The sequence below is a fragment of the Povalibacter sp. genome (genome assembly GCF_036735925.1).
Classification (GTDB): Bacteria; Pseudomonadota; Gammaproteobacteria; order Steroidobacterales; family Steroidobacteraceae; genus Steroidobacter.
In genome coordinates, this window is the sequence record NZ_DAINNK010000023.1 from 1 (window position 1) to 10,575 (window position 10,575).

Here is a 10,575-nt window from a genome sequence, read left to right on the forward strand (position 1 = left end):
ATCCCTACGGCATGTCGGGCGCCCGCATGACGGGACACCTGCTGATCGAAGGCAAGCGTCGCGGCGCCAGGTACGGCATCGTCACCATGTGCATCGGCGGCGGCATGGGCGGCGCGGGACTGTTCGAGATCTTCTGATCGCGAAACGGTGCCTGAGGCATCCGAAGGGCGGAACGTCGGTTCCGCCCTTTTTGTTTTCGCCTGTTGCCAGAACCGCCTCCGCGCGAGGAAACTGGCCGCCAACAACGGATGACATGGCGGCAACGAGCGCATCGGCCCAGCGACGGGCAGCAAGCTCCCCACGAGATCATGGCAACCAGCGAAGACAGCCTCACCGCGAAGGACACCGTAAAACCCACGGCGGCGACCGCGCGCTATGCGCGCAAGAAGCTCGCCATCGTGGCAGCCGCCAGCGGGATCCTGAATCGCGACGGCATCAAAGGCATGACGCTCGCGAACGTGGCCGCGAGCGTCGGGCTGATTACCACGAGCGTCACTTATTACTTCAAGCGCAAGGAAGATCTCGCCGTCGCGTGCTTCCTCGAAGGCATCGCACAGTTCGATGCGCTGATCACGCAGGCATTGCAGGAATCCGATGCGCGATCGCGGCTGCGGCGGTTCCTGGACCTGTGGCTCGATCTGAATCGGCGCATCGCCGCCGGCGACGGGCATCCGGTGCCCATGTTCAACGACATCCGTTCGCTGCAGCGGCCGCAGCGTACGGTCGTGGTCGACGCGTACATGCGCTTCTTCGGCAAGGTCTGCCAGCTGTTCGGCGACGACGAATTTCCCTGGCTCGACGACAACAACCGCCGCTCGCGCGCGCACCTGATTGCGGAACAGATCTTCTGGACCGTCGCGTGGCTGCCGCGCTACGACGTGGAGGATTACGACCGGATCCGCGACCGCATGTTCGATCTCTTCGCCTGCGGCCTCGCCGGCACGGGACGCGAATGGAATCCGGTGGCGCTGTCGCTGCAGGACATCCTGGCGCCGACCGAACCGCAACCCACGCCGCGCGAAACCTTCCTGATCGCGGCAACGCGCCTGATCAACGAGCGCGGCTATCGCGGCGCCTCGGTCGAAAAGATTTCGGCGCGTCTGAACGTGACCAAGGGCTCGTTCTATCACCACAACGAAGCGAAGGACGATCTCGTGGTCGAGTGCTTCGATCGCAGCTTCGAGGCCATCCGTCGCATCCAGCGTGCCGTCACGGGGCGCGCGGAGAATCACTGGTGGAAGCTCTCGACCATCGCCGCGACCTTGATGGCCTATCAGCTTTCAGATCGCGGTCCGCTGCTGCGCACCTCGGCGCTGTCTGCCGTGCCGCTGGCGATTCGCTATGAGATGGTGCGCAAGTCGAATCGCGTGTCCGACCGTTTCGCCTCGATCATTTCCGATGGCATCGCCACCGGCTGCATCCGCGCCGTCGATCCGTTCATCGCGGCGCAGATGCTGACCATGACGCTCAATGCGTCGGCGGAAATCAGCTGGTGGGTTCCGCAGGCGCCGCTGTCGGCGGCGACCGATCTCTACGCGAAGCCGATGCTGATGGGGATCTTCACGCCCTAACGTGTCGGACTCGCCGCCGCCGGCCAGTCGGAGGCCATGAACACGCCGCTGGCGCGTGCGATCCGCTCTTCTCCCACGTGGATGTACGCGTTCGCGAACGCGAGCCGCTTGCCCTGGCGCTGCACGTCCGTGCGCACTTCGAGCCAGTCGTCGACATGCGCCGTGCCCGCGTAATCGATGGCGAGATTGACGGTGACATAACCGGCGGGCGGATCGGACGAGAACGCCAGCGTGTAGCCGAGTGCGATGTCCGCGAGCGTCGCGAACACCCCGCCGTGAACGTGGCCGCGCAGATTGCAGTGCTTCGGCTGCGCCCGCAGGCCGATGACCAGATCGCGCCCCGAACCGTGCGAGTACACCGGCCCGATCATTTCGATCACGGGACTGACGCGGAAGATGGGCTGGAAGGGAGCAGGAATGGACATGACGAAGGCAGCGAGCAGCGAGCCGGAGTCGCTCTCACCACTCGCCGGAGTTCGGCATCGAGACCCAGGGTTCGCACACGGGTAACGAAGCGCCTTTCTGCAGCAGCTCCACGGAAATCCGGTCGGGCGAGCGGATGAACGCCATGCGACCGTCGCGCGGCGGTCGGTTGATGGTGATGCCGCGATCCATCAGGTGCCGGCAGGTGGCGTAGATGTCGTCCACCTCGTAGGCGAGATGGCCGAAGGCGCGGCCGATCCCGTAATTCTCCGCATCCCAGTTCCAGGTCAGTTCGACCTGCGCCTCGTCATTGCCGGGCGCCGCGAGAAACACCAGCGTGAACCGGCCCTTCTCGTTCTCGTAGCGCCGCAGCTCGCGCAGGCCGAGCGCATCGCAATAGAACTTCAGCGATTCATCGAGATCGGTCACGCGGACCATGGTGTGGAGGTAGCGCATGGGTCGCGTCTCTCAGAACATTTCCGACGCATCCGGCGTGCGGATTTCCGTCTTGTGACGCGAGACGATGTGATCGCCGGTGATCATTTCATCGTAGGCCTGGCCGGGACCGACCATTGGGTAGACGCCGGCATCCGGGTCGATCATGACTTCGAGGAACGCCGGACCCTTGAACTCGATGAACTCGCGCACGACCCGCGGCACGTCCTCGTTGCGATCGAGGCGCACCGCAAACTTGAAGCCGTCGGCCTGCGCGGCCTTGATGAAGTCCTTCTTGTGCAGCGATTTGTCGCTCGCCGAAAGCCGGCCCTTGAAGAACAGCTTCTGCCACTGCTTCACCATGCCGTCGCCGCAGTTGTTGAGCACGATGACTTTGACGGGCAGATCGTAGGTCGTCACCGTTTCCAGTTCGCCGACGTTCATGCGGACGCTGGCGTCGCCGTCGATGTCGATGACCAAGCGGTCGGGTCGTGCGAACTGCGCGCCGATCGCGGCCGGCAGGCCGAAACCCATCGTACCCATGCTGCCCGAGGTCAGCCACAGGCGCGGCTGTGCGAAATCGAAGTACTGCGCGGCCCACATCTGATGCTGGCCGACGCCGGTGCTGATGATGGCCTGGCCTTTCGTCAGCTTGTTGATCTCTTCGATCACGTAGTACGGCTGCACCAGTTCGCTGGCGCGGTCGTAGTTCATCGCATGCTTCGCGCGCAGGTCGGCGCAGTGCCTGTGCCAGGCCGACCAGTCGCGACGGAAGCTGACGCGACGGCCGTAGTTGCGCAGTGCGCGCAGGGCTTCCTGAAGCAGCCCCACGTGGTGCCACTGCACCGGCTTGACCTTGTTGATCTCGGAGGCGTCGATGTCGATCTGCGCGATGCACCTGGACTTCGGCGCGAACTTGGGCGGATTGCCGGCGACGCGATCGTCGAAGCGCGCGCCGAGCGCGAACAGGAAGTCGCAATCGTCGACGGCATAGTTGGCGAAGGCGGCGCCGTGCATGCCGAGCATGCGCATCGACAGCGGATGCATCGTGTCGAACGCGCCGAGTCCCATCAGCGTCGTCACCACGGGAATCTGGAATTCCAGCGCGAATTCGCGCAGCGCATCCGAGCCTTCGGAATTGATGACGCCGCCGCCCGCGTAGATCAGCGGTCGTTCCGCCGCGCCGAGCCGGCGGAAGAATTCGGCGCACTGGTCGTCCGACAGCACGTTGCGTACGAGCCGGTTCATGCGATGCCGATAACCGGCGACCGGCAGGCGGCCGGTACCCTGGAATGCGCCGCGCCAGTTCTGCACGTCTTTCGGGATATCGATGACGACCGGGCCGGGACGGCCGGTGCGCGCGATCTCGAAGGCGGTACGCACCGTGGCTTCGAGCTTGGTCGCGTCGGTGACGAGAAACACGTGCTTCGCGACCGAGCCCATGATGCTGGCGACCGGCGCTTCCTGGAAGGCATCGCTGCCGATCGCGGCGGTGGGCACCTGGCCGCAGATCACGACGATGGGAATCGAATCGGCCATGCAATCGCGCACCGGCGTGACGGTGTTGGTCGCGCCGGGACCGGACGTCACCATGCACACGCCGACTTTGCCGCTCGCACGCGCGTAGCCCGCCGCCATGAAGCCGGCGCCCTGCTCGTTCGCAGGAACGATCAGCGGCATCTGCTGCTGGCCGGCGCCGGTCCGCTGCTGGTTGTAGACGAAGATCGCGTCGTAGGTGGGCAGGATCGCGCCGCCGCTGTAGCCGAAGACGATATCGACGCCCTCGTCGGCCAATACCTGGACGATGATGTCGGCGCCGGACATCTGCTGCCCGGCAAGCGGATGAGCGCTGGCGTTGAGCGCGGCTTGACCGTATTTCACGACTGTTGGTTTCCGTCGGTGGGTCCGCAATGCGGGCCCGATGGATTTCAAGGAATGGGAGGCGGCCTGTCAGGGCCCTGGGCGTCGCTAATGCACTGCAAAGAAGCCTAGCAGCATCCTTCCCCCAGCGTCCATTTCGGCGGGGAATTACGCGTCGCGGCAGGCCCGGCCGCTGCATGATTCTGGCAATTTCCGCTTCTTCCCGTATGCTCGCCGTCCGCCATTGCAGGCCCAGGGACCGCCCGTTCGAGGAATTCCAGGAATGACGACGACCAAGCGCCACATCATTTCCATCCTGCTGCAGAACGAAGTCGGCGCGCTGACGCGCGTCACGAGCCTGTTTGCCACGCGCGGCTACAACATCGAATCGCTGAACGTCGCCCCGACGGACGATCCGACCGTTTCGCGCCTCACGCTGGTCACGAGCGGCTCGGAAGCGGTGGTGCAGCAGATCGTCAATCAGTCGCTCAAGCTGATCGACGTCGTCAATGTCGATGACATGACCAGCGATCAGCACGTGGAGCGCGAACTGCTGCTGATCAAGTTGCGCGTACCGCCGAGCCTGCTCGTGCGTCTGCGCGAGTCGGTCGGGAAGGCCGGCGCGCGGGTCTTGTCGGACGAAGCGGAAAGCTTTACCGTCGAACTCACTGATAGCGAGTCGCAGATCAACCGGTTCGTTGCCGAGGTGGGGAGCTTCGGCGAAGTCCTTGAAGTAGTGCGTAGCGGCGCACTGGCGATTCTTCGCGGAGCCACGACGCTCCGCGCGTGATGCGAAGAGCAACGGCGCTCCACGCAACAAGTCACGATCGGCAACGCGCGGCATGACAGCCGCCCCCGGCACGTCCGGGATCTCCATGATTCGATTCGGCGAGGCATCGGGCAGGATGCTTCCGCTGGCGGGTGCACCGACCGCAGCCTCGGGCTGCGCATAGGGAAGTCACGCACGTGGCTTGCCAAAGGGAGTGACGATGTATCGCCTCTACGACTACCTGCCCTCCGGCAACGGGTACAAGGCCCGGCTGGTGCTCAAACGCCTGCGCCTGGAATACGAACTGATCGAAGTCGACATCATCAGGGGCGAATCGCGCACGCCCGAGTTCCTGGCGAAGAATTCGAACGGCCGCATTCCCGTCCTCGAAGTGCCGGGCAAGGGCTTTCTTCCGGAAAGCCACGCCATCGTGTCCTTCCTCGCGGAAGGCACGGATCTCATTCCGGACGATCCCTTCGATCGCGCACGCATGTGGCAATGGATGTGCTTCGAGCAGTATCACGTCGAGCCGAACATCGGCACCGTGCGCTTCTGGGCTCACGTCCTGCGCAAGACGCGCGCGGAACTCGGCGAAAAGCTCATCGAAAAAAAGAAGAGCGGCTACGCGGCGCTGGACGTGCTCGAGGACACCCTGCGCGATCGCGACTACCTGGTCGGCAACCGTTACTCGCTGGCGGACATCTGTCTGTACGCCTACACCCACGTGGCGCACGAAGGCGGTTTCGATCTGCAGCCGTACCCGGGAGTGCGCGCGTGGTGCGATCGTGTGACGAGTCAACCGGCCTGGGCGCCGATCACGGAAAGATGAACTGCGTCATACCAGCAGCACGGTCGAGCCGGTCGTCTGCCGCGATTCCAGGTCGCGATGCGCACGCGCGGCATCCTGCAGCGGGTAGGTCTGTCCTACGCGCACGCTGATGACCGACCGGCCGACGAGATCGAAGAGTTCATCCGCAGCACGCTGCAAGGCGCTGCGGGTCGAGATGAAGTGGAAGAGCGTCGGTCGTGTGAGGTACAGCGATCCGCGCTTGCCGAGTTCCAGCGGCGCGACCGGCGGGACCGGGCCGGAAGCATTTCCATAAGACACCATCAGTCCGCGCGGACGAAGACAGTCGAGCGAGCCGAAGAACGTGTCCTTGCCGACGGAGTCATAGACGACGTGGGCACCGCGACCGCGTGTGATCGACCTGACGCGCGCCACCCAGTCGTCCTGCAACAGCAACACATGATCGGCACCGAGCGAACGCACGACGTTCGCCTTCGCCTCCGAGCCGACGATGGCAATGACCGTCGCGCCGAGATGCCTGGCCCATTGCACGGCGATCGTGCCGACGCCGCCCGCCGCCGCGTGGATCACGAGAGTGTCGCTCTTGCGAACCCGATGCACCTGTCGCAGCAGCGCCTGCACGGTCAGGCCTTTCAGCATGACCGCCGCGGCCTGGACGTCGTCGATACCGGCCGGCAGTTTGACCAGCCGCTCCACCGGCATCACCCGCAACTGTGAATACGCACCCCCACCGCCGGCGGCATAGGCCACGCGATCGCCGGGCGCGAAACCTTTCACGCGTGCGCCGACGGCTTCGATCACGCCGGCGGCTTCGTGTCCCGGCGTGGCCGGCAACTGCGACGCGTACAGGCCGGTGCGTTCGTAGACGTCGATGAAGTTGAGGCCGACGGCGGTGTGGCGGACGAGCGCTTCGGTGGCGCCGGGACTACCGACGTCCACCGATTCCCAGCGCAGGACGTCGGGGTCGCCATGGGCGTGAAAACGGATCGCATGTGTCATCGGGAGACTCGCCTGCAGGGTGCCGCACGAGTCTAGGGACGCCGCGTCCGGGACGTCCAGCCGGGACTTTGCTCAAGTCGGTGCCGTCGCGCAGGATCGGCGACGGCTCAGGACGACAGCGCAGGGCGGCGCAGTGGCCGCCGCCCTGCAATCAAGGCAGCAGATCAGAGGGCCTGATCGTCCGCTTCGCCGGTGCGGATGCGCAGTACGCGCTCCAGATCGGTGATGAAGATCTTGCCGTCGCCCACCTTGCCGGTCTTCGCGGCATTGATGATGGCTTCGGTGACCTGATCGACCAGTGCATCCTTCACGGCAACTTCGATACGGGTCTTCGGGACGAAATCGACGACGTATTCGGCACCGCGATACAGCTCGGTGTGTCCGCGCTGGCGGCCGAAGCCTTTGACTTCGGTGACGGTCATGCCCGAGACGCCGATCTCCGAAAGTGCGGCACGCACGTCGTCGAGTTTGAAGGGTTTGATGATGGCGCTGATAAGTTTCATTTTCCCCGTGGCTCCTGTCTCGAAGTGCGGGACTCAAATTGGGTTTTTGGTCGGCCGCTGCTGGCAGCCGGTTTGTCGTGGCCAGAATAACTGACTTGCCGCAGCGTGGCTTTGCAATGCACGTTCCATGCCGTGCGTTGCAGCGAAGTTTCTACCCGGCACGCCGGGCGCCGGCGAACAAAATCGCATCCGTGACGCACCAAGTTCGAGCGGAGAAAAAGCCCTTCGCTCGGTACTGGTGCGACGTCTGCCGCCGCTCGCGCAGTGGCGGCGAAGGACGCGAATTTGTGGGGATCGGCTCAAGGCATGCCCGAGGGATGTGGCCCTGCGTGTCCGTCTCCGTTGAGCAACAGTCTGATTTCCCGAGTCAATTTACCTACTCTGGCGACGCTTGGCTTTGCGACGGATCTCCTTGTTGATCCGGCTCCGGTGTGGGAAAACACAAACTCGATTCATTTTCCGAAGGGCGTGGGATGCGGATAGGCAGGGGAGGTATCGCCGGCGGGTGGCCGGGCATCGCTGTGTGCGCCGCGCTTGCGCTGCCTGCGGGTGCGATGGCGGCAGACGCCGGCCCCCTGCGCATCCTTGCCCATGAACCGTTTCACCCGCTGCCCGTTGTCGTGAACGGATCGGCCAAACCGTCGGCCGGCAGTCTTCGCACCTTCAGGTTCGACGCCTTCGGACGCCGCTTCAGCCTGCTGCTGGAACCCAACGAACGCCTGACACCCGCGGTATCCGCCGAAGGCCCATCTCTGTCGCTGTATCAGGGCACGGTCGAAAACGTACCCGGCTCCTGGGCGCGGCTGAGCGCGAAAGGCCAGACCATCCGCGGGGCATTCTGGGACGGACGCGAGCTGTACCTGGTGGATTCCGCCGCCGCCGTCGACCCGGCGGCAGACACGGACGACACGGTCATCTTCCGGCTGTCGGACACCGAAGTGCCCGCCGGCACCACCTTCTGCAGCGATGACCCCGCCGCGGGCATGTCGGGCAAGGCGGCGTACACGCAGATGCTGCATGAATTGAAGAGCACGCCGGTGATCATGCAGGCCGCGGGCGCCACGCTGCGGCTGGAGATTTCCGCGATCGCCGATGCCCTCTTCCGCAATCGCTACGCCAGCGATCAGCAGGCGCGCGACGAGATCCTGAACCGCATCAACATCGTCGACGGCATCTACAGCTCGCAGCTGCAGGTCGAGATCCAGGTGCCGACGATGAACATCGGCGACGACGACGTCGCCGGCCGGCTCTCGACCACCGTGAATGCCAGCAATCTCATCGAGGACCTGGGACGACTGCGCCGGAGCACGCCCGTCCTGCGCGCCCGTGGACTGACGCACCTGTTCACCGGACGCGATCTGGACGGCTCCACCGTGGGCATCGCTTTCAACGGTCGCCTCTGCGACGCGCAATACAGCACCGGTCTCACGCAGACCAGCACCTTCACCACGCTCGACGCCCTCGTCACCGCGCACGAGATCGGGCATGTGTTCGGCGCCCCCCATGACGGAAGCGGCGCATGCACGAACACGGCGACGGGTCAGTACCTCATGTCGCCGTCCGTCGGCACGAATGTCTCATCGTTCTCCGACTGCAGCCTTGCGCAGATGCGACCGCGCATCGCATCCGCAAACTGCCTGCTGCCCCTGATCGCCCCCGATCTGGAAATACCGGCCGACCTCGGCACGAGCAATCACGTCGTCGGCGAGTCGTTCGACTGGGCATTGACCATCACCAACAAGGGCGGTTCGATCGCCTACGGCAGCAGCGCCACGCTGGAAGTGCCTCCGGTGGTATCGATCCGGGAGGCATTCGTCGTCGGCGGCACCTGCACCGCGAGTCCCGTCGGTCGCGTGCAATGCTCGGTAGGCGACATTCCCGCCGGCGGCAGCCGCGTGGTGAATCTGAAGATGGCCAGTGACGTGCTCGGCAGCAATTCGATTTCGGCGCGGGTCTTCGCACCCGACGAAACGCAGACCGCCAACAACCTGGGCGACGGCACGCTCGTCATCGATCCGAAGGCGCCCGACGCCGTGAGCACGCCCAGCCAGGGGCCGCGGAACGGCGGCGGCTCGATCGATGCGCTGTGGCTGGCCTTCCTCGGCGCGCTCGCCGGACTGCGACGCCGCCGCGCGTCGAACGCCTCGCGTTAGCAGAAGTCCGCGCGCCCGCGCAGCCTTGAAATTCCTGCATCGCGCCATCAGTTCTGGCGCTACATTCCCCGCTGTCGTTTCGAGGTATCCAGCGCTTTCACAGGCGAGGCTATGGATTACAAGGACTATTACAAGATCATGGGCGTCGAGCGCGACGCGAAACCGGAGGACATCAAGAAGGCCTACCGGCGGCTCGCGCGCAAATTCCATCCGGACGTGAGCAAGGAAGCGAACGCCGAAACGAAGTTCAAGGAAGTGCAGGAAGCCTACGAAGTCCTCAAGGATCCGGAAAAGCGCGCCGCCTACGATCAGCTCGGCTCGAACTGGCGACAGGGTCAGAACTTCACGCCGCCGCCCGACTGGGGTCGCGACTTCGAATTCACGACGAACTTCGGCGGTCGCGAGGATTCCGGCTTCAGCGATTTCTTCTCCTCGCTCTTCGGCGCACACAGCCCGTTTCGCGGCCAGCGCGGCGGCTTCGGCGGCGGTTTCGAATCCGCCGGCGAAGATCACGCAGCGAAGATCGCCATCGATCTCGAAGACGCCTTCCGCGGCGGCGCGCACACCATCGAACTCAAGGCGCCGCAGCTCGACGAGCAGGGTCGCGTCACGGTCAAACCGCGCACGCTCAAGGTCACGATTCCTGCCGGCGTGATCGAAGGACAGAAGATCCGTCTCGGCGGTCAGGGCAGTCCTGGCGCCGGCGGCGGTCGCGCGGGCGATCTGTACCTGGAGATCGGCTTCAAGCCACATCGACTGTTCCAGGCCGAAGGACGCGACATCACGCTGACGTTGCCGATCGCGCCGTGGGAAGCGGCACTCGGCGCCACGGTGCCGACACCCACGTTGGCCGGTACGGTCGATCTGCGCATTCCGCCGAACGCCAAGGCCGGCCAGAAGCTGCGACTGCGCGGACGCGGCCTGCCCGGACCGACGCCCGGCGATCAGTACGTGATCCTCAAGATCGTGCTGCCGCCGGCGGATACGGAGAAGGCGAAGGAACTCTACGAACGGATGCAGACCGAATTGCCGTTCGATCCGCGCGCGGAGTTGG

Annotated in this window: 10 protein-coding genes and 1 pseudogene; 6 read left to right on the forward strand and 5 right to left on the reverse strand. The window is 64.8% G+C overall.

Features of this window, described 5'->3' with window-relative positions; genetic code table 11:
* Positions 1-137 (forward strand): annotated as a pseudogene (locus tag V7D81_RS23225) (acetyl-CoA C-acyltransferase); the annotation flags it as partial.
* Positions 138-308: 171 nt separating this feature from the next.
* Positions 309-1,571, forward strand: a complete 1,263-nt coding sequence (locus tag V7D81_RS09220) for a TetR/AcrR family transcriptional regulator (RefSeq protein ID WP_324315948.1) — start codon at positions 309-311, stop codon at positions 1,569-1,571.
* On the opposite strand, the gene V7D81_RS09225 is transcribed toward V7D81_RS09220, so the two are convergent.
* From V7D81_RS09225 to ilvB, 3 genes are read right to left on the reverse strand one after another with little or no spacing between them, the layout of a single operon-like run.
* Positions 1,568-1,996 (reverse strand): PaaI family thioesterase, encoded by a 429-nt coding sequence (locus V7D81_RS09225; protein WP_324315949.1) that lies wholly within the window; start codon positions 1,994-1,996, stop codon positions 1,568-1,570. The genes V7D81_RS09220 and V7D81_RS09225 overlap by 4 nt on opposite strands.
* 34 nt (positions 1,997-2,030) lie before the next feature.
* Positions 2,031-2,450 (reverse strand): VOC family protein, encoded by a 420-nt coding sequence (locus V7D81_RS09230; RefSeq protein ID WP_324315951.1) that lies wholly within the window; start codon positions 2,448-2,450, stop codon positions 2,031-2,033.
* A 12-nt stretch (positions 2,451-2,462) separates the two neighbouring features.
* Entirely contained in the window at positions 2,463-4,253 is a 1,791-nt protein-coding gene (gene ilvB, locus V7D81_RS09235; RefSeq protein WP_349257641.1) for a biosynthetic-type acetolactate synthase large subunit, read from the reverse strand.
* 319 nt (positions 4,254-4,572) lie between these two features.
* On the opposite strand from ilvB, the gene ilvN reads away from it, so the two are divergent.
* On the forward strand, positions 4,573-5,079 hold the full coding sequence (gene ilvN, locus V7D81_RS09240) for an acetolactate synthase small subunit (protein ID WP_324315955.1): 507 nt from the start codon (positions 4,573-4,575) through the stop codon (positions 5,077-5,079).
* Positions 5,080-5,278: 199 nt separating this feature from the next.
* On the forward strand, positions 5,279-5,887 hold the full coding sequence (locus V7D81_RS09245) for a glutathione S-transferase family protein (protein ID WP_324315957.1): 609 nt from the start codon (positions 5,279-5,281) through the stop codon (positions 5,885-5,887).
* Between the two features lie 6 nt (positions 5,888-5,893).
* Here the strand turns inward: V7D81_RS09245 and V7D81_RS09250 are convergent, their stop codons facing one another.
* A complete protein-coding gene (locus tag V7D81_RS09250; RefSeq protein WP_324315959.1) occupies positions 5,894-6,865 on the reverse strand; it encodes a quinone oxidoreductase family protein in 972 nt (323 codons plus the stop codon).
* A 164-nt stretch (positions 6,866-7,029) separates the two neighbouring features.
* The gene (locus V7D81_RS09255; protein ID WP_324315961.1) at positions 7,030-7,368 is read right to left on the reverse strand and encodes a P-II family nitrogen regulator; all 339 of its coding nucleotides are present in this window, start codon (positions 7,366-7,368) and stop codon (positions 7,030-7,032) included.
* 554 nt (positions 7,369-7,922) lie between these two features.
* On the opposite strand from V7D81_RS09255, the gene V7D81_RS09260 reads away from it, so the two are divergent.
* Positions 7,923-9,521 (forward strand): M12 family metallo-peptidase, encoded by a 1,599-nt coding sequence (locus tag V7D81_RS09260; RefSeq protein ID WP_324315962.1) that lies wholly within the window; start codon positions 7,923-7,925, stop codon positions 9,519-9,521.
* Between the two features lie 111 nt (positions 9,522-9,632).
* Positions 9,633-10,575: DnaJ C-terminal domain-containing protein (locus tag V7D81_RS09265; RefSeq protein WP_324315964.1), on the forward strand; the 943-nt coding region annotated here is incomplete at its 3' end.